The sequence below is a fragment of the Modestobacter versicolor genome (genome assembly GCF_014195485.1).
GTDB classification, from domain to species: Bacteria; Actinomycetota; Actinomycetes; order Mycobacteriales; family Geodermatophilaceae; genus Modestobacter; species Modestobacter versicolor.
The window spans coordinates 3,878,355-3,904,331 of the sequence record NZ_JACIBU010000001.1 but is presented as its reverse complement, the minus strand read 5'-3'; the positions used below and the strand labels follow the sequence as shown (position 1 = coordinate 3,904,331).

The 25,977-nt window shown below is 71.9% G+C and carries 21 protein-coding genes; 3 read left to right on the top strand and 18 right to left on the bottom strand.

Annotation, left to right across the window (positions count from 1 at the left end; translation table 11 throughout):
- Window positions 1-85: 85 nt before the first annotated feature.
- Both rpsG and rpsL read right to left on the bottom strand, forming a co-directional pair.
- Window positions 86-556 (bottom strand): 30S ribosomal protein S7, encoded by a 471-nt coding sequence (gene rpsG, locus FHX36_RS19080; protein ID WP_110550663.1) that lies wholly within the window; start codon window positions 554-556, stop codon window positions 86-88.
- The gene (gene rpsL, locus FHX36_RS19075) at window positions 556-930 is read right to left on the bottom strand and encodes a 30S ribosomal protein S12 (RefSeq protein ID WP_026857010.1); all 375 of its coding nucleotides are present in this window, start codon (window positions 928-930) and stop codon (window positions 556-558) included. The genes rpsG and rpsL overlap by 1 nt, the downstream gene beginning before the upstream one ends.
- A gap of 622 nt (window positions 931-1,552) precedes the next feature.
- Between rpsL and FHX36_RS19070 the strand changes: the two genes are divergently transcribed.
- The 3 genes from FHX36_RS19070 (at window position 1,553) to FHX36_RS19060 (ending at window position 3,933) form a co-directional block, all read left to right on the top strand.
- A complete protein-coding gene (locus FHX36_RS19070; protein WP_110550664.1) occupies window positions 1,553-2,536 on the top strand; it encodes a chymotrypsin family serine protease in 984 nt (327 codons plus the stop codon).
- A gap of 66 nt (window positions 2,537-2,602) precedes the next feature.
- Window positions 2,603-2,818, top strand: coding sequence for a hypothetical protein (locus tag FHX36_RS19065; RefSeq protein ID WP_110550665.1), 216 nt, complete (start codon window positions 2,603-2,605; stop codon window positions 2,816-2,818).
- 74 nt (window positions 2,819-2,892) lie between these two features.
- The gene (locus FHX36_RS19060; protein ID WP_110550666.1) at window positions 2,893-3,933 is read left to right on the top strand and encodes an LLM class F420-dependent oxidoreductase; all 1,041 of its coding nucleotides are present in this window, start codon (window positions 2,893-2,895) and stop codon (window positions 3,931-3,933) included.
- Window positions 3,934-4,044: 111 nt separating this feature from the next.
- Here FHX36_RS19060 and FHX36_RS19055 read toward each other — a convergent pair whose 3' ends face one another.
- The 16 genes from FHX36_RS19055 to rplA all read right to left on the bottom strand — a co-directional run bounded on the left by FHX36_RS19055 (window position 4,045) and on the right by rplA (window position 25,877).
- Window positions 4,045-7,944 (bottom strand): DNA-directed RNA polymerase subunit beta', encoded by a 3,900-nt coding sequence (locus tag FHX36_RS19055; RefSeq protein WP_110550667.1) that lies wholly within the window; start codon window positions 7,942-7,944, stop codon window positions 4,045-4,047.
- 93 nt (window positions 7,945-8,037) lie between these two features.
- Window positions 8,038-11,547, bottom strand: a complete 3,510-nt coding sequence (gene rpoB, locus FHX36_RS19050; protein WP_220035799.1) for a DNA-directed RNA polymerase subunit beta — start codon at window positions 11,545-11,547, stop codon at window positions 8,038-8,040.
- Window positions 11,548-11,900: 353 nt separating this feature from the next.
- Window positions 11,901-12,764, bottom strand: coding sequence for a hypothetical protein (locus FHX36_RS19045; RefSeq protein ID WP_110550668.1), 864 nt, complete (start codon window positions 12,762-12,764; stop codon window positions 11,901-11,903).
- 7 nt (window positions 12,765-12,771) lie between these two features.
- The gene (locus FHX36_RS19040; protein WP_183514019.1) at window positions 12,772-13,350 is read right to left on the bottom strand and encodes a hypothetical protein; all 579 of its coding nucleotides are present in this window, start codon (window positions 13,348-13,350) and stop codon (window positions 12,772-12,774) included.
- A gap of 125 nt (window positions 13,351-13,475) precedes the next feature.
- Complete coding sequence (locus FHX36_RS19035; RefSeq protein ID WP_183514017.1) at window positions 13,476-14,747, bottom strand: MCE family protein; 1,272 nt, start codon at window positions 14,745-14,747, stop codon at window positions 13,476-13,478.
- A complete protein-coding gene (locus tag FHX36_RS19030; protein ID WP_110550670.1) occupies window positions 14,744-16,009 on the bottom strand; it encodes an MCE family protein in 1,266 nt (421 codons plus the stop codon). Before FHX36_RS19030 ends, FHX36_RS19035 begins: the two co-directional genes overlap by 4 nt.
- A complete protein-coding gene (locus FHX36_RS19025; protein WP_110550671.1) occupies window positions 16,006-17,238 on the bottom strand; it encodes an MCE family protein in 1,233 nt (410 codons plus the stop codon). Before FHX36_RS19025 ends, FHX36_RS19030 begins: the two co-directional genes overlap by 4 nt.
- On the bottom strand, window positions 17,235-18,269 hold the full coding sequence (locus FHX36_RS19020) for an MCE family protein (RefSeq protein WP_110550684.1): 1,035 nt from the start codon (window positions 18,267-18,269) through the stop codon (window positions 17,235-17,237). The genes FHX36_RS19025 and FHX36_RS19020 overlap by 4 nt, the downstream gene beginning before the upstream one ends.
- Window positions 18,269-19,309, bottom strand: a complete 1,041-nt coding sequence (locus tag FHX36_RS19015) for an MCE family protein (protein ID WP_110550672.1) — start codon at window positions 19,307-19,309, stop codon at window positions 18,269-18,271. Before FHX36_RS19015 ends, FHX36_RS19020 begins: the two co-directional genes overlap by 1 nt.
- Window positions 19,306-20,682 carry an MCE family protein gene (locus tag FHX36_RS19010; RefSeq protein ID WP_110550673.1) on the bottom strand — a complete coding sequence of 459 codons (1,377 nt, stop codon included), beginning with the start codon at window positions 20,680-20,682 and terminating at the stop codon, window positions 19,306-19,308. The genes FHX36_RS19015 and FHX36_RS19010 overlap by 4 nt, the downstream gene beginning before the upstream one ends.
- Window positions 20,679-21,548, bottom strand: a complete 870-nt coding sequence (locus tag FHX36_RS19005; protein ID WP_246405512.1) for an MlaE family ABC transporter permease — start codon at window positions 21,546-21,548, stop codon at window positions 20,679-20,681. The genes FHX36_RS19010 and FHX36_RS19005 overlap by 4 nt, the downstream gene beginning before the upstream one ends.
- A complete protein-coding gene (locus FHX36_RS19000; RefSeq protein WP_258372571.1) occupies window positions 21,548-22,366 on the bottom strand; it encodes an MlaE family ABC transporter permease in 819 nt (272 codons plus the stop codon). The genes FHX36_RS19005 and FHX36_RS19000 overlap by 1 nt, the downstream gene beginning before the upstream one ends.
- Window positions 22,363-23,496, bottom strand: a complete 1,134-nt coding sequence (locus FHX36_RS18995) for an ABC transporter ATP-binding protein (RefSeq protein WP_110550674.1) — start codon at window positions 23,494-23,496, stop codon at window positions 22,363-22,365. The genes FHX36_RS19000 and FHX36_RS18995 overlap by 4 nt, the downstream gene beginning before the upstream one ends.
- Window positions 23,497-23,759: 263 nt before the next feature.
- Window positions 23,760-24,149, bottom strand: a complete 390-nt coding sequence (gene rplL, locus FHX36_RS18990; protein ID WP_110550675.1) for a 50S ribosomal protein L7/L12 — start codon at window positions 24,147-24,149, stop codon at window positions 23,760-23,762.
- 17 nt (window positions 24,150-24,166) lie between these two features.
- The gene (rplJ, locus tag FHX36_RS18985; protein ID WP_110550676.1) at window positions 24,167-24,790 is read right to left on the bottom strand and encodes a 50S ribosomal protein L10; all 624 of its coding nucleotides are present in this window, start codon (window positions 24,788-24,790) and stop codon (window positions 24,167-24,169) included.
- A gap of 367 nt (window positions 24,791-25,157) precedes the next feature.
- Window positions 25,158-25,877 (bottom strand): 50S ribosomal protein L1, encoded by a 720-nt coding sequence (rplA, locus tag FHX36_RS18980; RefSeq protein WP_110550677.1) that lies wholly within the window; start codon window positions 25,875-25,877, stop codon window positions 25,158-25,160.
- Window positions 25,878-25,977: the final 100 nt, after the last annotated feature.

The window sequence follows — 25,977 nt, the reverse complement described above, 5'->3', positions numbered from 1 at the left end:
CCTTACTCCTCTTCCTTCTCGTCCGTGCGCGGTGCCCGGGGATCGCCCGGGGTCACCGCGGGCAGCGGCTGCTGGTGGACTGACGTCACCAGCGGTAGTGCGCGAAGGCCTTGTTCGACTCGGCCATCTTGTGGGTGTCCTCGCGGCGCTTGACCGCGGCACCCAGACCGTTGCTGGCGTCCAGCAGCTCGTTCATGAGGCGCTCGGTCATCGTCTTCTCGCGACGGGCCCGGCTGTACTGGATCAGCCAGCGCAGGCCGAGGGTCGTGCTGCGGGAGGCGCGGACCTCGATCGGCACCTGGTAGGTCGCACCACCCACGCGGCGGCTGCGGACCTCGAGGGCCGGCTTCACGTTGTCCAGCGCGCGCTTGAGCGTGACGACCGGGTCGGTGTCGTTCTTCGCCCGGACGCCCTCGAGGGCGCCGTAGACGATCGCCTCGGCGATCGAGCGCTTGCCGTCGACGAGGACCTTGTTCACCAGCTGGGTCACCAGCTGGGACTGGTACACCGGGTCGGCGACGAGCGGACGCTTCGGCGCGGGGCCCTTGCGCGGCATTAGCTCTTCTCCTTCTTCGCGCCGTACCGGCTGCGAGCCTGCTTGCGACCGCGGACGCCCTGGGTGTCCAGCGAACCGCGGATGATCTTGTAGCGCACGCCGGGGAGGTCCTTCACACGGCCGCCGCGCACGAGCACCATGGAGTGCTCCTGCAGGTTGTGACCGACGCCCGGGATGTAGGCGGTCACCTCGATGCCGCTGGTGAGCCGGACGCGGGCGACCTTGCGCAGCGCCGAGTTCGGCTTCTTCGGCGTCGTGGTGTACACGCGAGTGCACACCCCGCGGCGCTGGGGGGAACCCTTCAGCGCCGGGGTCTTGGTCTTCTCGACCTTGTCCTCGCGGCCCTTGCGGACCAGCTGGTTGATCGTGGGCATGGGTGGCCTGGATCTCCTACCTGCGCTGGGTCGTGCTGTGGATGTGGTGCGTGCTGTGGTGTGCCCGGTCGCCCGGCCCGTCCGATTCTGGCCGTATCGCACCGTCCGGCCCCCGCGTTCGGGCGTGTCGCCCTTCGCGAGAACCGGCCAGCTGGTCGGGCCGGACTCGTCGCCCCTCGCCACTCGGCGCGGTCACCCGGCCTTGCGGCAGGCCCCGCCGGAGGCGGGAGTGACCCCTGGTCCGCCACCCGGTCCAGAGGACCGGAGGACACCCAGGTGCACCACGAACGGGAGCAGGCCCAGGACACCCTGGGCACAGCTGACCACAGTACCCGGCCCTCTCGACCCGGTCAAAGCCGGGTCGACATGTGGTCCGAGAGCCGGGCCAGCCGGTCTGCTCGGTACCAACCGCGGACGGCGGTGGGCCATTCCCGGGGAGCGTCGCCGCGCGCCCGGGGGGATGTGTGCGGCGACGGTACCGGAGGACGACCGCGCTGGGGAGGACCCCGCGCACGTCGGCGGTGCGCCCTCCGCGGGGCTCCGTTCGCGTCGCTCCTGTCACCCCCCGGCCCTACGGTCGGTGGCGAACCGCTCACCACCCGCTCCCCCCGGAGGTACCGCCGTGCTCCCCGACTCCGCCCGCGAACTGAAGGCCCGGCTGTCCCAGCGGCTGAGCGAGGCACCCGGCACCGCCGCGAGCGCGCTCGGCGTCCCGACCCGCTGGAGCGGGGTGGCGCTGGGGCTGGCCCCGGTCGGCCCCGGCCAGGTGCACCTGGCCATCCGGCTGATCGACCAGTCCGACGCCGACGTCGTCCTCGCCGGCCTGGACGACGCGGCCAAGGAGGAGGTCGACGTCCGGGTGATAGGGCCGGTGCGCCCGTTCTCCTCCCCCACCGGCTGGTCACCCGCCGAGCTGCAGCGCCGGGTCCGGCCGCTGCGGCCGGGGCTGTCGGTCAGCCACCCCGACGTCACCGCCGGCACGCTCGGCGGGTTCGTCCGCCGCCCGGGCTCCGACGGGCTGCTGGTGCTGTCCAACAACCACGTGCTGGCCAACAGCGACGCGGCGGTCGAGGGCGACCTGGCGCTGCAGCCGGGGGTGGCCGACGGCGGCACCCCGACCGACCGGGTGGGCACGTTGAGCGGCTTCGTCCGGTTCACCGACTCCGGCAACCTGGTCGACGCCGCGGTGGCCGCCCTGGACCCCGGCATCGAGGCCGACCCCACCGCCTACCCCGGCGGCGCGCTGGCCGCTGCGGTGGCGGCGGCCGACGACGTCGACCCCGACGAGCTGGTGGAGAAGGTCGGCCGCACGACCGGGCACACCCGCGGCCGGATCACCGCCGTGGAGGTCGACGGCGTCGGCGTGCAGTACGACGACGGGGTCCACACCTTCGACGACCAGGTCGAGGTCGAGGGGCTGACCGGGGCCTTCAGCGCCGGTGGCGACAGCGGCTCGGTGATCTGGCGCAGCCGCGACCGGGCGCCGCTGGGCCTGCTCTTCGCCGGCTCGACCGAGGGCGGCAGCGCCGGCGGCGGGGTCACCTTCGCCAACCCGCTGGCGACCGTGCTGCGCACCCTCGGCGTGGAGTGGCTCTCCACCCGGTAGCCCCCCGGGAGGACGCCGGGGGCCGCGGTCCTGGGCAGGCGCGGTCGACGGGGGCACCATGGGGCCATGACCGACCGCGCCTCCGCCCGGGCCGCCAAGAGCGCACTGGCCGCCCGCTTCGCCACCGACCCCGGGGTGGCCGCGGTGGGCCTGTCCCGCCAGGACGCGGAGTACGTCGTCCGGGTCGACCTGACCGACGCCGGAGCGGGCGCGCGGGTGCCCCACCACGTCGACGGCGTCCGCGTCGTCACCCACGTGATCGGCACCGTCCGCCCGCTCTGAGGCCCCCTGCTGGGGCCCGCCGCGAGCCTGCGAGCGGGTGGGGGCAGCGGGTCCTGTGACGGTAGCCTCCGCGGATGCGCATCGGGATCCAGGCCAGCTACAGCGGGGACTTCAAGCAGACGGCGGACGAGATCCGCGACCTGGAGGCCGCCGGGCTCGACGTCGCGATGGTCGCCGAGGTCTACACCTTCGACGCGGTGAGCCAGCTCGGCTACCTGGCGGCGGTGACCGAGCGGGTCGAGCTGATGAGCGGCATCTTCCCCATCTACAGCCGCACCCCGGCGCTGATCGCGATGACCGCCGCCGGGCTGGACTTCGTCTCCGACGGCCGGTTCACCCTCGGCCTGGGCGCCTCCGGGCCGCAGGTGATCGAGGGGTGGCACGGGCTGCCCTACGACGCCCCGCTGCAGCGCACCCGGGAGATCGTGGAGATCTGCCGCCAGGTGTGGCGCCGCGAGCGGCTGGTCCACGAGGGCAAGAAGTACACCGTGCCGCTGCCGGCCGAGCAGGGCACCGGCCTGGGCAAGCCGCTCAAGCTGATCAACACCCCGGTGCGCGAGCGGGTGCCGGTGCTGCTGGCCGCGCTCGGCCCGAAGAACGTCGAGCTGGCCGCCGAGATCGCCGAGAAGTGGGAGCCGATCTTCTTCCACCCCGAGAAGGCCGCCGACGTGTGGGGCGCCTCGCTCGAGGCCGGTAAGGCCAAGCGCGACCCCGCCCTCGGCGAGCTGGACGTCGTCGTCGGGGTGCCGGTGGCCGTCGGCGAGGACGTCGACCACCTGGTCCAGGCCGTGCGCCCCGGGATCGCGCTCTACGTGGGCGGGATGGGTGCCAAGGGCAAGAACTTCTACAACGACCTGGCTCGCCGGTACGGCTACGAGCAGGAGGCCGAGACTATCCAGGACCTCTACCTGGCCGGGCGCAAGGACGAGGCGGCGGCCGCGGTCCCCGAGGACCTGGTGCGGGCGACGTCGCTGATCGGCCCGCAGTCCTACGTGGCGGAGCGGATCGCCGCCTTCCGCGAGGCCGGGGTCACCACGATCAACCTGCAGCCCCTCGACGACAGCCGCGAGGGGCGCCTGCGCACGGTGGAGACCATGCGCCGCCTGGCCGGCTGACCTCCGCGGGGCGCCGCTCACCCGGGCCCTTCCGTCACGTGACGGCCGACGGACGAGAAGAGGGCCCCGGGAGCAGCTGCTCCCGGGGCCCTCCCTCACTCACTCAGCGCATCAGCGCCAGTCGTACTCCTCGAGCCGGACTGCCTCGCCCGTGCCCTGACCGAAGACGTCCGGGCTGTAGTACTGCCCGTCGTCGTAGCCGGCCATGGTGTAGACGGCGGCGCGCGCCTCCTCGGTGGGCTCGACCGTGATGTTGCGGTAGCGGCTGATCCCGGTACCGGCCGGGATGAGCTTGCCGATGATCACGTTCTCCTTGAGCCCGAGCAGGCTGTCGCTCTTGCCCTGGATCGCGGCGTCGGTGAGCACCTTGGTCGTCTCCTGGAACGAGGCCGCGGACAGCCACGACTCCGTCGCCAGCGACGCCTTGGTGATCCCCATCAGCACCGGGCGGGCCGAGGCGGGCTCGCCGCCCTCGGCGACGACCCGGCGGTTCTCGGTCTCGAACAGCGTCCGCTCGACCAGCGCACCGGGCAGGAACTCCGTCGCGCCCGAGTCGATGATGGTCACCCGCTTCAGCATCTGGCGGATGATCACCTCGATGTGCTTGTCGTGGATCGACACGCCCTGGCTGCGGTAGACCTCCTGGACCTCGCGGACGAGGTGCAGCTGCACCTCGCGCGGGCCCATGATCCGCAGCACCTCGTGCGGGTCGACCGCACCCTCGGTCAGCTGCTCGCCGACCTCGACGTGGCCGCCGTCCTCGACCCGCAGCCGCGAGCGACGCGACAGCTTGTCGTAGACGACCTCGTCGGAGCCGTCGTCCGGGGTGATCGTGAGCTTGCGGAACTGGTCGCCGTCCTCGATGCGGACGGTGCCGGCCAGCTCGGCGATCGGGGCCTTGCCCTTGGGGACGCGGGCCTCGAAGAGCTCCACCACACGCGGCAGACCGTGCGTGATGTCAGCACCGGCCACACCACCGGTGTGGAAGGTGCGCATCGTCAGCTGGGTGCCGGGCTCACCGATCGACTGGGCGGCGATGATGCCGACCGCCTCGCCGACGTCGACGAGCTTGCCCGACGCCAGCGACCGGCCGTAGCAGGTGGCGCAGGTGCCGAGCAGCGACTCGCAGGTGAGCACGCAGCGGACCTTGACCTCGGACACCCCGGCGTCGACCAGCTGGGCGATGAGCACGTCGCCGAGGTCGGCGCCGGCCTGCGCGATCAGCGTGCCGTCGGAGGCGACCACGTCAGCGGCCAGCGCACGGGCGTACACGCTGGTCTCGACGTGGGCGTCGCGGGTGACCTTGCCGTCGAGCACGGTGCCGATCGGCATGATCACGCCACGCTCGGTGCCGCAGTCCTCCTCGCGGATGATGACGTCCTGCGAGACGTCGACCAGCCGGCGGGTGAGGTACCCGGAGTCGGCGGTCCGCAGCGCGGTGTCCGCCAGGCCCTTGCGGGCACCGTGCGTGGAGATGAAGTACTCCAGCACGGACAGACCCTCCCGGAAGTTGGCCTTGATCGGCCGCGGGATGATCTCGCCCTTCGGGTTGGCCACCAGGCCGCGCATGCCGGCGATCTGGCTGATCTGCATCATGTTGCCGCGGGCGCCGGAGTTGACCATGACCCAGACCGGGTTGGTGGTCGGGAAGTTGTCCACCATGGCCTGGCTGACCTCGGCCCGGGCGCGGGTCCAGATCTCGATGAGCTCGGAACGACGCTCGGCGTCGGTGATGACGCCGCGCTCGTACTGGCGCTCGATCTTGCGGGCCTCGTCCTCGTGCCGGTCCAGGATCGCCTGCTTCACCGGCGGGGTGACGACGTCGTCGATCGCGATCGTCACGCCCGAACGGGTGGCCCAGCGGAACCCGGCGGCCTTGAGGGCGTCCAGCGTCGCCGCCACCTGGACCTTGGGGTAGCGCTCGGCGAGGTCGTTGACGATCGCGCCCAGCGCCTTCTTCGGCACCTGGTAGTTGACGAACCGGTAGTCCTCCGGCAGGGCCTCGTTGAACAGGACCCGGCCCAGGCTGGTGGAGACGAGCGCCGGCTGACCGGGCTCCCAGCCCTCGGGGGCCTCCCACGGGTCGTTCGGCCCGTTGTCGACGCCGAAGACCTCGTCCATCCGGATGAGGACCCGCTCCTGCAGCCCGAGCACGCCCTTGTCGTAGGCCATGACCGCCTCGGCGGTCGTGGAGTAGGACTTGGGGCGCTCGCCCTCGGCCAGCTCGGCCGAACCGGCCAGCGACGTCAGGTGGTAGAGGCCCAGCACCATGTCCTGGGTCGGCGCGGTGATCGGGCGACCGTCGGCCGGGCTCAGGATGTTGTTGCTGGACAGCATCAGGATCCGCGCCTCGGCCTGGGCCTCGGCCGACAGCGGCAGGTGCACCGCCATCTGGTCACCGTCGAAGTCCGCGTTGAACGCGGTGCAGACCAGCGGGTGGATCTGGATGGCCTTGCCCTCGACCAGCTGGGGCTCGAAGGCCTGGATGCCCAGGCGGTGCAGGGTCGGCGCACGGTTCAGCAGCACCGGGTGCTCGGTGATGACCTCCTCGAGCACGTCCCACACGACCGGCCGCGCGCGCTCCACCATCCGCTTGGCGGACTTGATGTTCTGCGCGTGGTTGAGGTCGACCAGCCGCTTCATGACGAAGGGCTTGAACAGCTCCAGCGCCATCTGCTTGGGCAGACCGCACTGGTGCAGCTTGAGCTGCGGGCCGACGACGATGACCGAACGGCCGGAGTAGTCGACGCGCTTGCCCAGCAGGTTCTGGCGGAACCGGCCCTGCTTGCCCTTGAGCAGGTCGCTCAGGGACTTCAGCGGGCGGTTGCCCGGACCGGTGACCGGACGGCCGCGACGGCCGTTGTCGAACAGCGCGTCCACGGACTCCTGGAGCATCCGCTTCTCGTTGTTGACGATGATCTCCGGCGCGCCCAGGTCGAGCAGTCGCTTGAGCCGGTTGTTGCGGTTGATCACCCGGCGGTACAGGTCGTTCATGTCGCTGGTGGCGAAGCGGCCACCGTCGAGCTGCACCATCGGGCGCAGGTCCGGCGGGATGACCGGGACGCAGTCCAGCACCATGCCCATGGGCGAGTTCTGGGTCTGCTGGAACGCCGCGACGACCTTGAGGCGCTTGAGGGCCCGCAGCTTGCGCTGGCCCTTGCCGCTGCGGATGGTCTCGCGCAGCGAGATGGCCTCGGCGTCGAGGTCGAAGCCGGCGAGCAGCTTCTGCAGCGCCGCGGCGCCCATGCCGCCCTCGAAGTACTCACCGAAGCGGTCGCGCAGCTCGCGGTAGAGGCCCTCGTCGGCGATGAGCTGCTTGACCTCGAGCTTGCGGAAGGTGTCCATCACCTCTTCGAGGCGGTCGATCTCCCGCTGCGCCCGGTCGCGGAGCTGGCGCATCTCGCGCTCGCCACCCTCGCGGACCTTGCGGCGCACGTCGGACTTGGCACCCTCGGCCTCGAGCTCGGCGAGGTCGGCCTCCAGCTTCTGCTGGCGGGCCTCCACGTCGGCGTCGCGACGGGACTCGAGGTTGTGCTTCTCCGCGCTGATCTCGGCCTCGACGGTCGGCAGGTCGCGGTGGCGCGCCTCGTCGTCGACGGACGTGATCATGTAGGCGGCGAAGTAGATGATCTTCTCGAGGTCCTTGGGCGCCAGGTCGAGCAGGTAGCCCAGGCGCGAGGGGACGCCCTTGAAGAACCAGATGTGGGTGACCGGTGCGGCCAGCTCGATGTGGCCCATCCGCTCACGACGCACCTTGGCGCGGGTGACCTCGACGCCGCAGCGCTCGCAGATGATGCCCTTGAAGCGGACGCGCTTGTACTTGCCGCAGTAGCACTCCCAGTCCCGGGTGGGACCGAAGATCTTCTCGCAGAAGAGACCGTCCTTCTCCGGGCGGAGGGTGCGGTAGTTGATGGTCTCGGGCTTCTTCACCTCACCGTGCGACCACTGGCGGATGTCGTCTCCGCTGGCCAGACCGATGCGCAGTTCGTCGAAGAAGTTGACGTCGAGCACTCGATGTACCCCTTTCCGGGGCTAGTTCTTCGCTTCTTTTCGAAAGGTGGGGGGCCGGCCGGCCCTGCGTCAGCAGGGCCGGCCGGCGGCCGATCAGACGTCTTCGACGGACGACGGCTCGCGGCGGGACAGGTCGATGCCCAGCTCCTCCGCGGCCCGGAAGACCTCGTCGTCGGTGTCGCGCAGCTCGATCGCGTTGCCGTCGCTGGAGAGGACCTCCACGTTCAGGCAGAGCGACTGGAGCTCCTTGAGCAGCACCTTGAACGACTCCGGGATGCCCGGCTCGGGGATGTTCTCGCCCTTGACGATGGCCTCGTACACCTTGACGCGGCCGAGGATGTCGTCGGACTTGATGGTGAGCAGCTCCTGCAGCGCGTAGGCCGCGCCGTAGGCCTGCATCGCCCAGCACTCCATCTCACCGAAGCGCTGACCACCGAACTGCGCCTTACCACCCAGCGGCTGCTGCGTGATCATCGAGTACGGACCGGTCGAACGGGCGTGGATCTTGTCGTCGACCAGGTGCAGCAGCTTCAGGATGTAGACGTAGCCCACCGAGATCGGCTCGGGGAAGGGCTCCCCGGAACGGCCGTCGAACAGCCGCGCCTTGCCGGTCTCCTTGACCATCCGGTCGCCGTCGCGGTTCGGGATCGTCGAGCCCAGCAGGCCGATGATCTCGTCCTCCTTGGCACCGTCGAAGACCGGCGTCGCGGTGCGGGTGCCCGGGGCCGCCTGGCGCGCGGCGCCCGGCAGCTTGGCCGCCCACTCCGGCGTCCCCTCGACCTGCCAGCCCTGCTTGGCGATCCACCCGAGGTGGGTCTCCAGCACCTGGCCGACGTTCATCCGGCCGGGCACGCCCAGCGGGTTGAGCACGATGTCGACCGGGGTGCCGTCCTCGAGGAACGGCATGTCCTCCTGCGGCAGGATCTTGGAGATGACGCCCTTGTTGCCGTGGCGGCCGGCCAGCTTGTCGCCGTCGCTGATCTTGCGCATCTGGGCCACGTAGACCCGGATGAGCTCGTTCACGCCGGCGGGCAGCTCGTCGCCGTCCTCGCGGGAGAAGACCCGGACGCCGATGACCTTGCCGGACTCGCCGTGCTTGACCTTGAGGCTGGTGTCGCGGACCTCGCGGGCCTTCTCACCGAAGATCGCCCGCAGCAGCCGCTCCTCGGGGGTCAGCTCGGTCTCGCCCTTGGGCGTGACCTTGCCGACGAGGATGTCGCCGGGGACGACCTCGGCACCGATGCGGATGATGCCGCGCTCGTCGAGGTCGGCGAGGACCTCCTCGGAGACGTTCGGGATGTCCCGGGTGATCTCCTCGGCACCGAGCTTGGTGTCGCGGGCGTCGACCTCGAACTCCTCGATGTGGATCGAGGACAGGACGTCGTCCTGCACGAGGCGCTGCGACAGGATGATCGCGTCCTCGTAGTTGTGGCCCTCCCACGGCATGAAGGCGACGAGCAGGTTCTTGCCCAGCGCCATCTCGCCCTCGTCGGTGCACGGACCGTCGGCGATGACCTGGCCGACCTCGACCCGCTGGCCCTCCTCGACGACCGGGCTCTGGTTGATCGAGGTGCCCTGGTTCGAGCGGCGGAACTTCAGCAGCCGGTAGGTCTGCCGGGTCCCGTCGTCGGCCATCACGGTGACGTAGTCGGCGGTGGAGTCCTCGACCACACCGGCCTTCTCGGCCACCACGACGTCGCCGGCGTCGACGGCGGCGCGCAGCTCCATGCCGGTGCCGACCAGCGGCGCCTCGCTGCGGAGCAGCGGGACGGCCTGGCGCTGCATGTTCGCGCCCATCAGGGCGCGGTTGGCGTCGTCGTGCTCGAGGAACGGGATCATCGCGGTCGCGACCGAGGTCATCTGCCGCGGCGAGACGTCCATGTAGTCGACGTTCTCGGGCGCGAGGTAGTCGACCTCACCGCCCTTGGTGCGGACCAGGACCCGCTCCTCGGCGAGACGGCCCTGCGCGTCCAGCGGCGAGTTGGCCTGGGCGACGACGAAGCGGTCCTCCTCGTCGGCGGTCAGGTAGTCGATCTGGTCGGTGACCTGGCCGTTCTCGACCTTGCGGTACGGCGTCTCGATGAACCCGAAGGGGTTCACCCGGCCGAACGAGGACAGCGAGCCGATCAGGCCGATGTTCGGGCCCTCAGGGGTCTCGATTGGGCACATCCGGCCGTAGTGGCTCGGGTGCACGTCCCGGACCTCCATGCCCGCGCGCTCACGGGACAGACCGCCCGGACCCAGCGCCGACAGGCGGCGCTTGTGGGTCAGGCCCGCGAGCGGGTTGGTCTGGTCCATGAACTGCGAGAGCTGGCTGGTGCCGAAGAACTCCTTGATGGAGGCGACGACCGGCCGGATGTTGATCAGGGTCTGCGGCGTGATCGCCTCGACGTCCTGGGTCGTCATCCGCTCGCGGACCACGCGCTCCATGCGGGAGAGGCCGACCCGGATCTGGTTCTGGATCAGCTCGCCCACGGTGCGCAGCCGGCGGTTGCCGAAGTGGTCGATGTCGTCGACGCCGTGGTCGGGCTCGCCGGCGTGGAGGCGCACGACGTACTCGATGGTGGCGACGATGTCGTCCTCGGTCAGCGTGGAGGTGCCCTGGGGCACGTCGACGCCGAGCTTCTTGTTCACCTTGTAGCGGCCGACCTTGGCCAGGTCGTAGCGCTTCGGGTTGAAGAAGAGGTTCTCCAGCAGCGCCTGCGCGGACTCACGCGTCGGCGGCTCGCCCGGGCGCAGCTTGCGGTAGATGTCCAGCAGCGCCTCGTCCTGGCCGGCGATGTGGTCCTTCTCCAGGGTGGCCAGCATCGTGGGCGACCACTGGAAGTGCTCGCGGATGCGGTCCTCGGTCCAGCCGAGGGCCTTGAGCAGGACGCTGACCGGCTGGCGGCGCTTGCGGTCGATCCGGACGCCGACGGTGTCGCGCTTGTCGACGTCGAACTCCAGCCACGCACCACGGCTGGGGATGACCTTGGCGCTGTAGACGTCCTTGTCCGACGTCTTGTCCAGGGTCTTGTCGAAGTAGACGCCCGGGCTGCGGACCAGCTGCGAGACGACGACGCGCTCGGTCCCGTTGATGACGAACGTGCCCTTGCTCGTCATGATCGGGAAGTCGCCCATGAAGACCGTCTGGCTCTTGATCTCGCCAGTGGTGTTGTTCATGAACTCGGCGGTGACGAACAGCGGCGCCGCGTAGGTCATGTCCTTGTCCTTGCACTCCTCGAGGGACGCCTTGACGTCCTCGAAGCGCGGGTTGGAGAAGGACAGCGACATCGAACCGCTGAAGTCCTCGATCGGGGAGATCTCCTCGAGGATCTCGGCCAGGCCGCCGACGGCGTCGGCCTGCTCCTCGGGGGCGAGGGTGGCCTTCCACTGCGGGCTGCCGACCAGCCAGTCGAACGAGGCGGTCTGCAGGGCCAGCAGGTCCGGCACCTCGAGGGGCTCGCGGATCTTGGCGAACGAGACGCGGAGCGGGGCGCCGGGGATCTTCTGCTGGTCTGCGCCGCCGGTGCGGGGACCGGGCTGCGGCTCGACCGGGGTGTTCTGGGTGGTGCCTGACTCGGTGGTGCCGGGGGTGATGCTGGTGGGGCGAGAGCCTGCCAAGATGCGTCCTTCCAAGGACCTCACGACGTGCGGGCGGGTGCTTTTCGTCCTGGGTCGTCGTCGGTATCGGCGAGGCTGTCCGCGGATGCCTGCCCCGCCGTGGGCATCAACACGAGGTGACCCGGGACCGTTCCCGGGCACCCCTGGTGACCCGTGTCGGCGGGTTGGCAGTCAGAGGGCAGCGCAACAGGAGACCCTACCCCTGCTCTGCGCCGGTGTCCACGCCGGGCCGCCGGAGCGGCCGGGGACACACCCGTGCGGGTGCCCGGGGCAGACGAGCGGGGTGACTCGCTCCCAGATGATGCCAGTGCACCGGCTGTGCCGGGGCCGCCACGCCGGGGGCTGTGGACGCTTCAGCTCGAGGTGAGCAGCGTCAGCTCGCTGATCTTCCAGTCCCCGTCGACCCGGGTCATGGTCATCTGCACGGTCTGGGTGCAGGCCTGCGCGCCCTCCGCGGTCACCGTGCACTCCGAGCCGGTCGGCGCCTCCTGGGTGCCGGAGTTCACCGACTCGACCACGTACTGGCCGAAGACGACGACGGTCGCCCGGTCCTGGTCCTCGTCGACCTGCTGCAGCCCGACCTCGGCCACGTCGTAGCGGGTGGTCGCCGACACCTGCTCGTAGGTGTCGATGATCCCGCCGGTCGACAGGTCCTCGCGGTACTGCTCGCGCAGGTCGCCGGTGAGGACGTCGAGCTTGCGCTGCACGCTGCCCTCGGCGTCGGTGTGGTCGAAGGCGTAGAGGGCCTCCACCCCCGACCGGGCCGCGCTGAACACCGACGGGTCGACGTGGGCCGGGTGCTGCCGCTCCCACAGCAGCCAGCCGCCGCCGGCCGCGGCCAGCAGGCACAGCGCGGCGAGCACCAGGGCGGTCAGCCGGCCAGGCCGGCGGGGCGCGCGCTCCGCCGGGCCGGCCGGTGCCGGGGGCCGGGTGCCCGTCCGCCGCGCGGCGGCGCCGGCGCGCTCGGGCTCCGGTGGTGCCGCGGTCGCGCGGCGGGAGGCGCGAGGGGGCGCCGGTGCGGGCGCGACCGCGGCGGGAGCGGCGGCGGGGGCGGCGACCGGCTCGTCGTCCTCCCGCTCGCGCCGGCTGCCGGCCACCCGGGGACGGGGGCTGGGCCGCGCGGCGGCGGGGCGCGTACCGGGGGTCGGGCGCGGCCGGGGGGCGGGCCGGCGGGACCGCTCGTCGGACCCGTCGCCGGGCCGGTCCTGCTCGCTCATCGTCGGCTCACCGTCCTGTGATCCCGGACAGCAGCCACCGGCCGTCGACCCGCTCGAGGGCGATCTCGACCCGGAAGCGCTGCACCTGCGCCTGCGGCGACGCGCTGGTCTGCTGGGTGGACTGGATGACCGCGAACACCGTCGCCCGGTCGTCGTCGGCCGCGCCCACGGCGGCACCGACCACGGTGGTGCTGACCACCGCCTGGGCGTCGGTGATCTGCTGCCGGCTCCGGTCGAGCTGCTCGATCGACTCCTGCTGCAGGTCGCCGGTGGTGACGGTGCGGATCTGCTCGATGTCGTCGTCGAGGGTGACGTGGTCGAAGGAGGTCACGTCGACGATGCCGGCCCGGGCGGCCTGCAGCGCGCCGACGTAGTCACCGGTGCGGACGGCGGACCCCTCGGGCCGGGTGACCCACAGCGCGGCGCAGCCGGCGACCAGCAGCACCAGCAGCACGGCGAGCACCGGCACGAGCGGCAGCGACAGCCCGCGCGCGGGGGCGGCGTCGTCGTCGTGCTGCTCGTCGGCGGCGGGCTCCGTCGTCGGCACGTCCTCGACCTCGGTCGCGGTTCCGGTGTCGTCGGGCACGCCGGTCTCCTCTCGGTCGGGCGGGGTCGGGTGGTGGTCGGGGTCGGGGGTGCCGGGGCGCCCGGCGCGGGGGCGGCGGTCACGGTAGCCGGACCGGCCGGGCGCCGGCGCCCGGCCGCGCCGGGTCAGCCGACCGTGGTGGCGAACGGGCTGGCGTGCAGCAGCCCACCGAGCAGGCCGCCCAGCAGGTCCTCGACCGGGGCGAGGACGGCGCCGCCGAGCGCCGCGCCCGGGCCCGGCGAACCGACCCCGCCGGAGGAGCCGATGTTCTGCGCCCCGCGGATGTTGGAGCCGCTCTCGTCGACCGCGTCGCCCCCCGGGTCGACGCCGTCGACGACGTCGCAGCTGACGCCGGTGACGTCCTCGCTGACCACCGCACCGGGCGACTGCGCCGTCGCGCTGGACAGGTAGCCGGTGGTGCACGGCTGCGGGTCGCCGGAGTTCACCACGAAGCCGAAGTGCGCCCGCATGGTGCCGCCGTCGTTGCGGACGACGCTGAACGCGCCGCTGACCGCGTCGGGGTAGGTGGCCAGCATCTGCTCGACCCCGGCCAGCCGCGGGTTGGTCACGTCGTTGAGCACGTCGAGGTAGCGCACCAGCGGCCCCAGGCTCGGACCGGCGTCCTGCACCAGCGTCTGCAGCGCGGCGCCGGCGTCCGGGGCGTCGACCAGCAGCGAGCGCAGGTCGGCGTCGCTGCTGACCAGGGTGTCCGACAGCGCGCGCAGGTCGCGGGCCCACGACTCGATGGCCGACCGGGACCCCGCCTGGGTGTCCAGCACCGTCTGCCCGTCGGTGATCAGCTGCAGCGTCTGCGGCAGCGACTGCTCGGCGCGGGCCAGCAGCAGGTCGCCGTTGTCCAGCAGCCGGGCAAGGTCGTCGCCGGCGCCGGCGAACGCGGTGCCCAGCTCGTCGACGACCACCCGCAGGTCGTCGGTGTCGATGGAGCCGACCAGCTCGTCGACGTCGAGCAGCAGCTGCTCGACCGGGATCGGGATGGCGGTGCGGTCGACCGGGATCACCGACCCCTCGGTGAGGTAGGGGCCGTCGTCGTCGGCCGGGCGGAGGTCGACGTACTGCTCCCCCACGGCGCTGCGGTTGGCCACGACCGCGTCGGTGTCGGCCGGGACGTCCGGTGCGCCGGGGTCGAGGGTCAGGGTGACCCGGACGCCGTCCTCGGTCAGCGCCATGTCGCTGACCCGGCCCACCCCCACGCCCCGGTAGGTGACCTCGGCGTTGACGAAGATGCCGCCGGAGTCGGTGAAGTCGGCGGCCACGTCGAAGCCGTCGCCGAGCAGCAGCCGGTCCAGCCCCACGTACTCGAAGCTGACGTAGGAGATGCCCAGCAGCGCGACCGCCAGGAAGGCGAGCAGCTGCAGGCGCACCGTGCGGGTGATCACGGCGTGCCCCCGATCCGGGGCAGCCCGGGCAGGCCGCCGGTGGGCCCGGTGAGGTCGGGGACGACGCCGGTCAGGTCGGGCAGGGTCGGCAGGCTGAAGGTCGGCGCGGTGCCCGTGCCGGAGCCGCCGGTCGCCGGCGGGCCGCCACCGCCCTGGGTGGCGGCCGACGCGGCGGTGCACGCCCGGGCGGCCGGGTCGGCGAGGTCGACGACCCGCAACGCCCCGGTGAGCGGGTCGATGACGTACCGGCAGAGCAGCTCGCTCAGGTCCAGGTCGAGGGTCGCCGTCATGTTCGTGAAGAGCGCGTAGCCCCCGGTGCGCAGGTCCTGCCGGGTGTGCAGGGTCGACAGCGAGCTGGCCGGGAAGGGGTAGGTGAGCAGCAGGTCCAGCGCCTCGGTGAGGTCCGGGCCGGCCGCGGCCAGCTGGGAGAGCACCGGCTGCAGCAGCCGGAGGTCCTCGACGGTGTTCGCGCCGGCCTGGTTGATCACCCGGGTGCCGACGTCGCCGAGCCGGGCGAGGCTCTCCAGCATCCCGACCAGCAGGTCCCGCTGCTGCTCCACCACGTCCAGCCCGGGCCCGATGGTGTCCAGCGCGGTGGTCAGCGTGCCGGTGCCGGCGGCGAGCGTGGTGGCCAGCGCGTCGACGCTGTCCAGCGCCCGGTTGATCTCGGTCTTCTGCTGGTCCAGGCCGCCGATGAAGGTGTCCAGCTGGGTGAGCGTGTCCCGGACGGCGTCCTCGCGGCCCTCGAGCGCCTGGCCGAGCTCGGAGCTGATCGTCTGCAGCTGCGCCAGCCCGCCGCCGTTGAGCACCAGCGACAGCGCCCCGAGCAGCTCCTCGACCTCCACGTTGCGGTTGGTGCGGTCCAGCGGGATCCGGCCGCCGTCGGCGAGCTCGCCGGTGGGCGGCTCGGTGCCGGGTGCGGCGAGCTCGACGTACTTCTCCCCCAGCAGCGACGACTGGCCGATCATCGCCACGGCGTTGGCCGGCAGGTCGACGTCCCCGGCCACCTCGACGGTCACCACCGCCGTCCAGTCGTCGGCCAGGGTGATCTCCTCGACCCGGCCCACCGGGACGTCGGCGACCCGGACACCGGACTGCGGCACCAGGTCCAGCACGTCGGCGAACTCGATCTGCACCCGGTAGGGGTCCGCGCCGACGTCCGCGCCACCGGGGAGGTCGAAGGAGTAGGCGCCGCGGAACCCGCAGCCGGTCAGCAGCAGGACGGCGGCGACCAGGGCGCCCGCGCGCCGGGTGCGGCTCACCGGGTCACCGCCGGGAGGCCGGGCAGCGAGATCGGTCCGCCGCCACCGCCGTCGGCGCCGCCGAAGATGCCGGTGAGCAGCTCCTGCAGGTCGGGCACGCCGTTGCCGTTGAGGTCGTCCAGCGCGCCGTCGGCGTTCGGGTCGCCGGACAGCAGCCGCGCGCAGATCTGCTCCGTCGGCGGCAGCCCGAGCAGCTGGGTGACGTCGTCGACGTCCACGCCGGCCAGCTGGAGGCGGCCCGCGGTGGCCAGCAGCTGGCAGACCACCACCTCGGCGTTCGCCGAGCCCAGCGAGTTGTCCCGGGTGTCGAGCGTGCCGGTGTCGGGGTTGTAGGCGCGGGCGACGTTGCTCAGCGCCGCCGGGGCGACGTCGAGCACCTCGGCGAGCGCGCTGCGCTGCTGGACCAGGGTCAGCGTGACGTCGGCCAGCCGGTCGACGTTGGTGGTCAGCAGCGCGGTGTTCTGCTGGACGAAGGTGGCGACCTGCCCCAGCGCCGAGGAGAGCAGGGCGATCGCCGCGGCGAGGTCGTCCCGCTCGCCGGCCAGCTGGTCGGCCACCGCGGCCAGGTTGGCGTTGAACTGACCGACCTGCGCGTCGACGGTGGCCAGCGCGGTGGTGAACACCTGCAGGTTCTCGACCGAGCCGAACAGGTCGTCGCGGCCCTCGGAGAGGGTGCGCACCGCCTGGGAGAAGCCGGTCAGCGTCTGGTTGAGCGCCTCGCCGTTGCCCTCGAGGTTGTCCGCGCCGGTGGCCAGCAGGTCCTGCAGGGCGCCGTCGGCGTTGGCACCGGTCGGGCCGAGCGCCACCGACAGGTCGTCGAGCGCGCCGTAGACGGCGTCCAGCTCGACCGGGGTGGCGGTGCGCTCCAGAGGCACCTCGGCGCCGTCGCGCATGGTCGGGCCGCCGCTGTAGACCGGCGCGAACTGGACGTACCGGTCGGAGACCAGGGACGGCGCCAGGACCACCGCCCCGGCGTCGGCGGGGATGTCGTAGTCCTCGTCGACCAGCATCTCCACGCGCACCCGGTCGCCCTGCGGCACCACCTCGGTGACCGTGCCGACCGCGATGCCCAGCACCCGGACGTCGGAGTTCGGGTAGAGGCCCACGGCGGCGTCGAACCACGCCGTGACCCGCATCTGCCCGGCCGGGCGGAGCACCGCCCAGCCGACCGCCCCCACCAGGACCACCGCCGCGAGGAGCGCCACGGTGCGCTGCAGCCTGCCCGTCATCCGCCGGCCTCCGGGGAACAGGTCGGGGGTCCGCCGAGCGCCGGGCTGCCGCCGCAGAGGGCGGCGCCGACGACACCGGGGACCAGGTTGTCGACGAAGCTGTCGAACCAGCGGCCGTTGCCCAGGGTGTTGGTGAACACCCGGACGAAGGGGGCCAGGTCAGCCACGGTCTCGCCGAGCTGCTGCCGGTTGCGGGACAGGATGTCGGTGACCGTGGACAGCTGGGTGAGCGCCGGGGTCAGCGCCTCGGTGTTGTCCTGCACCAGCCCGGCCAGCTGCTGGGACAGCGTCTGGGTGCTGGTGAGGATCGAGTCGATCAGCTCGCGCCGCTCCTGCACCTCGGTGAGCAGGGTGTTGGAGTCGACGATCAGCTGGGTGAACTCGCCGTTGCGGTCGGCGAGCACCTGGGTCACGTCGCGGGTCGCCGAGAGCAGCTGCTGCAGCTGCTCGTCGCGGGAGGCGATCGTCTGGGAGAGCCGGGCCAGCCCGTCCAGCGAGGTGCGCACCTCGTCCGGCGTGCCGGACAGCGTCTCCGACAACGTCTCGAACGACGCCGCGAGCTGGCCGGTGTCGATCCGGTCGACGGTGCTGGACAGCCCGGCGAACGCCTCGACGACGTCGTAGGGCGCGGCGGTGCGCTCCAGCGGGATCGCCTCGTCGGGGTCCAGCTCGGCCTCGCCGCGCGGCACCAGGGCGACGTACTTCGCACCCAGCACCGTCTCGATCTTGATGGCCGCCTCGCTGCGGTCGCCGACGAACGCGTCGCGGACCCGGAACTCGACGGTGACCGCGCCGTCCTCCAGCTGCAGGCTCTCCACCTGGCCGACCTTCACCCCGGCCACCCGCACCGGGTCGTCGGTCTTCAGCCCGGCGGCCTCGCTGAACTGGGCGCGGTAGACCGTGCCGCCGCCGATGACCGGCAGCGACGCGGTGTTGAAGGCCAGCACCACCAGGGTCAGGATCACCGCGAGGCTGATCCCGCCGATCACCGCCGGGTCGCGGTCGCGGAACGGCTTGCTCTGCCGGGCCATCAGCTGCACCCCTCGGCACCGCTGCTGGCCCCGCCGGCCGGCAGGTTGACGCCGGTCGACTGTCCGGGCAGGACGACGTAGCCGCTGGCCCCGCAGAGGTAGAAGTTGAACCAGCTGCCGTTGACCGCCGTCCGGGTGATCAGGTCCAGCTTGGTCGGGGTGAGCTGCAGGAAGTCCTCCAGCACGTCGCCGGTGTCGGCGATGTTGGTCGACAGGTCCCCGAGGGCCTGGATGTCGGCGGCCAGCGGCGCCCTCGCCTGCTCGAGCAGGTCGGTGGTGGCGACGGCGAGGCCGTCGATGGTCTGCAGCGAGTCGAAGATCGCGTCCCGGTCGGCGGCGAGCCCGCTGACGAACTGCTGCAGCGACACCACGAGGTCCGACAGCTGCTGGTCGCGGGCGGCGACGGTGCCGACCACGGTGTTGAGGTTGTCGATCACGCTGCCGATGACGGCGTCCTTGTCGGCGAGCGAGGAGGTCAGCGAGGCCACGTGCCCGAGCAGGCTCTCGATCGTGCCGCCCTCGCCCTGGAACACCTGGATCAGCTCGTAGGACAGCCGGTTCACGTCGTCCGGCGAGAGGGCCTGGAACAGCGGCTGGAACCCACCGAACAGCGTGGTGAGGTCCAGCGCGGGCGTGGTGCGGGACAGCGGGATGACGTCGTCGGCGGCCAGCGTCGCGCCGGCGGACCCGTCGCCCTCGGTCAGGGCCACGTACCGCTGGCCGACCAGGTTGCGGTAGCGGATGGTCGCCTGCACCCCGGCCGGCAGGCGGACGTCGGAGGAGACCTCCAGCCCGACCTCGGCGACGGTGGCCGAGCCGTCCCGGGCGATGCGGATCTCGGTCACCTGACCCACGCGCACGCCGGCGATCCGCACCTCGTCGCCGGTGACCAGCCCGGCCACGTCGGTGAACTGGGCCCGGTAGGCGGTCTGGTCGCCGTAGCCGGCGTTGGTGATGGTGGCGATCAGCACGTAGCTGGCCAGGATCGTCACCAGCGCGAAGACGACCAGCTTGACGATCGGTGCGGCCAGTCCCCTCACGGGACCACCACCTCCGTCCCCCGCAGCACGGGCGCCAGCTGGGCCGCCGACAGGTCCGAGACCTCGGACGGGTCGACCCCGGTCTGGTAGGCCAGCAGGCCGCGGACGAAGTCCAGCTCGGCCGTCGACCCGGCCAGCTCGACCGGCAGCGAGTTGCCCACCGTGCCCGCCCCGCCGGCCGGCGCCGGGTCCGAGGACCCCGGGGTGCCGTTCAGGCAGCGCGGGCCGTCGACCGCGTCCTCGTCGGACTCGATGCCGTCGGCCGGCGGCTCGGGGCAGTAGTACGACCCGGCCTGGGCGTTGGCGATGATCGCGTCGATGTCGTCGAGCCCGCCGCAGGACGGGCCGCTGGTGTCCAGGTACTCCGGCTGGTCGTTCGGGGCGTAGGGGTTGCGCGGCGGGAACTGCACGGTGATGTTCAGGTTCAGCGCCGGGTCGCCGTCCCCGCCGAACGCCTCGGTGATCAGCGGCTTGTACCGCGCCAGCCCGTCGAGCAGGCAGGGGTACTCCGGCGAGTACTCGGCCAGCAGCCCCAGCACCGGCCGGGAGCTCTCCGCCAGCGAGATCAGCGACTGCTCGTTGCGGGTGAGGAAGTCGGTGGCCGTGGCCGACGAGGCGTCGACCACGGTGAAGGTGCGGCGCAGCTGCTCGGCCTGGTCGACCAGGGTGCTGCTGGTCACCGACAGGTTGTCCAGCACCGCGAGCAGGTCGTCGGCGGCCGAGTCGTAGGTGTCGGCGACGTCGGCGAGCCGGGTGATGTCGGCCTGCAGCTGCGGCAGGACCGTGTTCACCTCACCGACGTAGCTGCCCAGCGAGGCCAGGTTCTCCCCCAGCCGGTCGCCGCGGCCGCGCAGCGCGTCGGCGACCGCGCCGAGGGTGTAGCTCAGGTCCTGCGGGGAGACCGCCTGCAGCAGCGGCAGCAGGTCGTCGACGACCTGCTGCAGCTCGATGGCGTTCTCGCTGCGGTCCTGGCCGATGACGTCGCCCTCGGCCAGCCGCTCGCTGCCCGGCTGCTCCGGGGGCACCAGCGAGACGAACCGCTCGCCGAACAGCGTCTTGGGCAGCAGCCGGGCGCTGACGTCGGCCGGGATGTCGGCCAGGTGCTCGGGGTCGATGGCCAGCTCGATCGTCGCGCCGTCGGCGTCCGCGGACACCGAGCGCACCTCCCCCACCAGGACGCCGCGGATCTTGACGTCGCTGGCCTCCTGCAGCTGGTTGCCGATGGTGTCGGTCTCCAGCGTCACGGTGACCGCGCCGCTGAACGCCTTCTGGTACTGGGCCACGGCCAGGCCGAGCAGCAGCACCAGGACGACGAGGAACGCCAGCCCCTGCAGCCGCCGGCGCACGACGGCGCCCGTGCCCGAGCGGGTCATCCGGCGATCCTCACCGTCGTCGTCGAGCCCCAGATGGCCAGGGACAGGAACAGGTCGATGACGTTGACCGCGACGATGGAGAAGCGGACGGCGCGGCCCACGGCCAGCCCGACCCCGGCGGGGCCGCCGGCAGCGCGGTAGCCGTAGTAGCAGTGGGTCAGGATGATCACCACGGCGAAGACGAGCACCTTGAGGAACGACCAGAGCACGTCCTGCGGTGGCAGGAAGAGGTTGAAGTAGTGGTCGTAGGTGCCGGTGGACTGGCCGTACACCTGGGTGCTGATGGTGCGGGTGGCGAAGTAGCTGGTGAGCAGCCCGATCACGTAGAGCGGGATGACCGCGATGAAGCCGGCGATGATCCGGGTGGTCACCAGGAACGGCAACGACGGGATGCCCATGACCTCGAGGGCGTCGATCTCCTCGTTGATCCGCATCGCGCCGATCTGCGCGGTGAAGCCGCAGCCGACGGTCGCCGACAGCGCCAGGCCGGCGACCAGCGGGGCGATCTCACGGGTGTTGAAGTACGCGGAGAGGAACCCGGTGAACGCCGACGTGCCGAGCTGGTCCAGCGCCGCGTAGCCCTGCAGGCCGACCTCGGTGCCGGTGAAGAAGGAGAGGAAGGCGATGACGCCCACCGTGCCGCCGATGACCGCCAGCGCCCCGGTGCCGAAGGTGACCTCGGCCAGCAGCCGCATCGTCTCGCGCTTGTAGCGGCGCAGCGTGCGCGGCGTCCAGGCCAGCGCGCGGCCGTAGAAGGCGAGCTGGTCGCCGAGGTCGTCGAGGGTGGACAGCGGCGTGCGGTAGACCGCGCGCACGATCCGCCGGGTGCGCACCTTGACCCGGTCGACGGGTGAGAGGAGGGCCATCACTGGCCCTTCGGCGGGACGAGCTGGAAGTAGATCGCGGTGATCACGAAGTTCACGGCGAACAGCAGCAAGAACGTGATGACGACGGACTGGTTGACCGCGTCGCCCACGCCCTTGGGCCCACCGCCGGCCCGCAGCCCCTTGTAGCTGGCCACGATCCCGGCGATCAGCCCGAAGACCAGCGCCTTGAACTCGCCGGACCAGAAGTCCTGCACCTGGGCCAGCGCGCTGAACGAGGCGAGGTAGGCCCCCGGCGTCCCGCCCTGGAGGATGACGTTGAAGAAGTAGCCGCCGGTCACGCCGACGACGCTCACCAGGCCGTTGAGCAGGACGGCGACCACCATCGAGGCGAGCACCCGGGGCACGACCAGCCGCTGGATGGGGCTGATGCCCAGCACCTCCATGGCGTCGATCTCGTCGCGGATCTTCCGCGCCCCGAGGTCGGCGCAGATCGCCGATCCCCCGGCGCCGGCGATGAGGAGCGCGGTGACGATCGGGCTGGCCTCGCGCAGCACGGCGAGCACCGACGCGGAGCCGGTGAAGGACTGGGCACCGAGCTGCCGGGTGAGCGAGCCCAGCTGCAGCGCGATGACCGCGCCGAACGGGATGGCGACCAGGGCCGTCGGCAGGATCGTCACGCTGGCGACGAACCAGGTCTGCTGGATGAACTCGCGCAGCTGGAAGGGCCGGCGGAAGACGGCCCGCCCGGTGTCGAGGCCGAAGGCGAACAGGTTGCCGCTGGCCCTGAGCGGGCGCAGCGGGGAGAGCTTGCCGTCCAGCAGGCCGGGGGCCTTCGGGCGGTCGGGGGCGTCGGTCACCGCTCGCCCCGCGGACCGGGGACACCGGCCCCGGTGGCGGCGATCTCGGAGCCGGGCTCGGCCCGCCAGTGGCGCCCGGACGGCGTCGCGGCGGTGGGCTCGTAGACGCCGGCGTCGGCCAGCGCGAGCAGGTCCTGCGGCAGCGAGGCGCGGATCGCCTCGGCGGTGGCCGGGTCGAAGGTGTGCAGCATCCGGGCCACCCGCTCCTGGCGGCGGCGCACCGCCTTGCGCTCGGGCAGGCCCGGCGAGGGCTCCAGCTGCGGCGGCACGGCCTCCCCGCCGGAGGCGCCCTTGGGGCCGACGCCGTTGTGCTGGTCGCCGCCGCGGGCCTCCAGGGCGGCCATCTCGGCCTCGACCTGGGCGACGTCCTTCTCCTCGCTCATCCCGATCGGGCCCTCGCGCCGGCCGTTGAGGAACTGCCGGACCACCGGCTCCTGGCTGGTCAGCAGCTGCTCGCGCGGGCCGAACATCGCCAGGTGCCGGCGGAACAGCAGGCCGAGGTTGTCCGGCACGGTGCGGGCGGTCCCGATGTCGTGGGTGACGATCAGGAAGGTGGCGTCGATCTGGGCGTTGAGGTCGACGATCAGCTGGTTGAGGTAGGCGACGCGGACCGGGTCCAGGCCCGAGTCCGGCTCGTCGAAGAGGATGACCTCCGGGTCCAGCACCAGCGCCCGGGCGATCCCGGCCCGCTTGCGCATGCCGCCGGAGATCTCCCCGGGCAGCTTCCCCTCGGTGCCGGTCAGGCCGACCATGTCCATCTTCTCCAGCACGATGCGCCGGACCTCGGCCTCGCTCTTCTTGGTGTGCTCTCGCAGCGGGAAGGCGACGTTGTCGTAGAGGTTCATCGAGCCGAACAGGGCGCCGTCCTGGAACAGCACGCCGAACAACCGGCGGACGTCGTAGAGCTCGCGCTCGCTGCAGGTGACGATGTCGGTGTCGCTCATGACGATCGACCCGCGCTCGGGCTTCAGCAGCCCGACCAGCGACTTGAGGAAGACGGACTTGCCGGTGCCCGACGGGCCGAGCATCACCGAGATCTCCCCCGGCGGGAGCGTCAGGGTGACGTCGCTCCAGATGTTCTGGCTGCCGAAGGACTTGGTCAGCCCCTCGACGTGCACTGCGACGCCCACGTCCACCTCCCCCGCCCCGGCTCCGTTGCCGCCCTGTCGTACTCATGGGTAACGACCACGGCCGCGACAGGTTACGTGGGTCACGTGCCGGACGTGACGTGGGTCGCCCGCCCGGGTGTCACCGGGCGCGACGCAGCAGAGGCCGCCCTCCCGGAGGAGGACGGCCCCTGCTGTGCAGTGCGGTGGTGCTGGTGACGCGATGGAACGGCCCTGGCGCAGGGTCCCGGCCCGAGCGGAGCGAGGGCTGGGGGGCGCCGGGGTCCTTACTTGACGGTGACGGTGGCGCCGGCGCCCTCGAGAGCGGCCTTGGCCTTCTCGGCGGCGTCCTTGGCGACCTTCTCCAGGACCGGCTTCGGCGCGTTGTCGACCAGGTCCTTGGCCTCCTTGAGGCCGAGCGAGGTCAGGCCGCGCACCTCCTTGATGACCTGGATCTTCTTGTCGCCGGCAGCCTCGAGGATGACGTCGAACTCGTCCTGCTCGGCCGGGGCCTCGGCGGCGGGGCCGCCACCGGCCGGGCCGGCAGCCGCGACGGCGACGGGCGCAGCGGCGGTGACCTCGAAGGTCTCCTCGAACTGCTTCACGAAGTCCGACAGCTCCAGGAGGGTCATCTCCTTGAACGCGTCGAGCAGGGCGTCAGTGGACAGCTTGGCCATGTTGATCTCCTTCTAGGTCAGTCGGTGCTGGCCGCGGTGTCCGCGGCAGCATCGGTGGTCTCGGGGGTGGTGTCAGCAGCAGCGGTGTCGTCGGCGGGAGCCTCGGCGGCGGGCAGGCTCTCGCCGGCCGCCTCCTTCTTCTCCTGCAGCGCGGCAGCCAGCCGGGCGACCTGGGACAGCGGGGCCTGGAACAGCCCGGCGGCCTTGGTCAGGTTGCCCTTCATCGCGCCGGCCAGCTTGGCCAGCAGGACCTCACGGGGCTCGACGTCGGCGAGGCGCGAGACCTCGGCAGCGTCGACCGTGCGGCCTTCGACCACGCCGCCCTTGATGACGAGCAGCGGGTTGGCGCGGGAGAAGTCGCGGATGGCCTTGGCGGCCTCGACCGGGTCGCCCTCGATGAAGGCGATCGCGGTGGGGCCGGTGAGCAGCGGGGCCAGGTCGGAGTGACCGACCTGGTCCGCCGCCCGCTTCGTCAGGGTGTTCTTGACGACGGCGTAGCTGCTGCCCGCACCGAGGGAACGACGCAGCTGGGTCAGCTGCGCCACGGTCAGCCCGCGGTACTCGGTGAGCACCGCTGCGCTCGAGTCCTGGAAACGCTGGCTGATCTCCTCGATCGCCGCGTTCTTGGCCTGAGTGGGCATGGGCCCTCCTCTCGTGTGTCGGGCGACCGCGACCGGCGCACGTGCGCTCACGATCGGGGGCCCGGAGACGAGGAACGCCCCGGCGCAGTGCGCACGGGGCGAGAGGCGGGCCGGGCTCCGGGACTCACCGGACCACGGCACGTTCGTCGAACCGTCCACCTGCGCGGGTCGCCCGGTTGCTCCGGGACCTTCGATCGCACGCGGACGTGCGACGACCAGCGGTCTTGGGGGGAACAGGGACAAGAGTACATGCCCCCGCACGGCGAACGGCGCCGCCCCCGGAGGGACGGCGCCGTTGATGCTCTCCGGCCCCGCTGCAGGGGCCCGCGCCGAGCGTGCGAGGCGTGGGGGGCAGCGGGGTCCTTCCTCAGGCGGAGGGCTCGTCCACCGTCAGGTTGCGGGTGCGGTTCGGGTCGACCGGGATGCCGGGGCCCATGGTGGTGGAGATGGTGACCTTCCGCAGGTACCGGCCCTTGGCGGCCGACGGCTTCGCGCGGAGCACCTCGTCGAGCGCGGCGGCGTAGTTCTCCACCAGCTTCTCCTGGTCGAAGGAGGTCTTGCCGATGACCAGGTGCAGGTTGGCCTGCTTGTCGACGCGGAAGTTGATCTTCCCGCCCTTGATGTCGTTGACGGCCTTGGTGACGTCGGGGGTCACGGTGCCGGTCTTCGGGTTCGGCATCAGGCCGCGGGGGCCGAGGATGCGGGCGATCCGGCCGACCTTGGCCATCTGGTCGGGGGTGGCGATCGCGGCGTCGAAGTCCAGGAAGCCGCCCTGGATGCGCTCGATCAGGTCCTCGGCGCCCACGACGTCGGCGCCGGCGGCCTCGGCCTCGGCGGCCTTGTCACCGGTCGCGAAGACGATGACGCGGGCGGTCTTGCCGGTGCCGTGGGGCAGGTTGACCGTGCCGCGGACCATCTGGTCGGCCTTGCGGGGGTCGACACCCAGCCGGATGGCGACCTCAACCGTCGCGTCGTACTTGGTCGTGGAGGTCTGCTTGGCCAGACCGGTGGCCTGCAGCGGGCTGTACAGCGCCTCCGCGTCGACCAGCTCGGCGACCTTGCGGTAGTTCTTGCCGTGCTTCGCCATGGTGGTTCCTCTCCTCGGGGCGGTGCCCCGGTCGTGTGGTGTGCGGGCCTGGCGAGGCCCTCCCACGTGGTGCTCAGGTGGTGCGGGTACGTGCTGGAAC

Excerpts from the sequence above, each read along its gene's own strand:
- rpsG (WP_110550663.1), bottom strand. The coding sequence starts at position 556 with ATGCCGCGCAAGGGCCCCGCGCCGAAGCGTCCGCTCGTCGCCGACCCG.
- rpsL (WP_026857010.1), bottom strand. The coding sequence starts at position 930 with ATGCCCACGATCAACCAGCTGGTCCGCAAGGGCCGCGAGGACAAGGTC.
- FHX36_RS19065 (WP_110550665.1), top strand. The coding sequence starts at position 2,603 with ATGACCGACCGCGCCTCCGCCCGGGCCGCCAAGAGCGCACTGGCCGCC.
- FHX36_RS19060 (WP_110550666.1), top strand. The coding sequence starts at position 2,893 with ATGCGCATCGGGATCCAGGCCAGCTACAGCGGGGACTTCAAGCAGACG.
- FHX36_RS19045 (WP_110550668.1), bottom strand. The coding sequence starts at position 12,764 with ATGAGCGAGCAGGACCGGCCCGGCGACGGGTCCGACGAGCGGTCCCGC.
- FHX36_RS19025 (WP_110550671.1), bottom strand. The coding sequence starts at position 17,238 with ATGACGGGCAGGCTGCAGCGCACCGTGGCGCTCCTCGCGGCGGTGGTC.
- FHX36_RS19020 (WP_110550684.1), bottom strand. The coding sequence starts at position 18,269 with ATGGCCCGGCAGAGCAAGCCGTTCCGCGACCGCGACCCGGCGGTGATC.
- FHX36_RS19010 (WP_110550673.1), bottom strand. The coding sequence starts at position 20,682 with ATGACCCGCTCGGGCACGGGCGCCGTCGTGCGCCGGCGGCTGCAGGGG.
- FHX36_RS19005 (WP_246405512.1), bottom strand. The coding sequence starts at position 21,548 with ATGGCCCTCCTCTCACCCGTCGACCGGGTCAAGGTGCGCACCCGGCGG.
- rplL (WP_110550675.1), bottom strand. The coding sequence starts at position 24,149 with ATGGCCAAGCTGTCCACTGACGCCCTGCTCGACGCGTTCAAGGAGATG.
- rplJ (WP_110550676.1), bottom strand. The coding sequence starts at position 24,790 with ATGCCCACTCAGGCCAAGAACGCGGCGATCGAGGAGATCAGCCAGCGT.
- rplA (WP_110550677.1), bottom strand. The coding sequence starts at position 25,877 with ATGGCGAAGCACGGCAAGAACTACCGCAAGGTCGCCGAGCTGGTCGAC.